Below are 302 nucleotides of genomic sequence, written 5' to 3'. Positions count from 1 at the left end.
GCTTTTACACGCCTGACGGTTTTCAAGACCGTTCCCTTCAGCCGGACTTGGGTAATCCTCCAATATAACAATGGACCTTGTAGGACTTGAACCTACGACCACTCGGTTATGAGCCGAGAGCTCTAACCAGCTGAGCTAAAGGTCCAACAAGATCAACAATATAGCGGCGAAGGGGATCGAACCCCCGACCTCCCGGGTATGAACCGGACGCTCTAGCCAGCTGAGCTACACCGCCATAATATCGGGAAGACAGGATTCGAACCTGCGACACCTTGGTCCCAAACCAAGTACTCTACCAAGCT

The 302-nt window shown here is 52.3% G+C and carries 2 tRNA genes; both read right to left on the bottom strand.

Annotation, left to right across the window (positions count from 1 at the left end):
- Positions 1 to 71: 71 nt before the first annotated feature.
- Positions 72 to 145 (bottom strand) — tRNA-Ile (locus tag ADI76_RS01575).
- A gap of 16 nt (positions 146 to 161) precedes the next feature.
- A tRNA-Met gene (locus ADI76_RS01570) sits at positions 162 to 235 on the bottom strand.
- Positions 236 to 302 lie beyond the last annotated feature (67 nt).

Source organism: Streptococcus parasanguinis (genome assembly GCF_001074805.1).
Lineage (GTDB): Bacteria > Bacillota > Bacilli > Lactobacillales > Streptococcaceae > Streptococcus > Streptococcus parasanguinis_A.
Note: the sequence above shows the minus strand (reverse complement) of the source record. Positions and strands in the feature narration are given on the sequence as shown.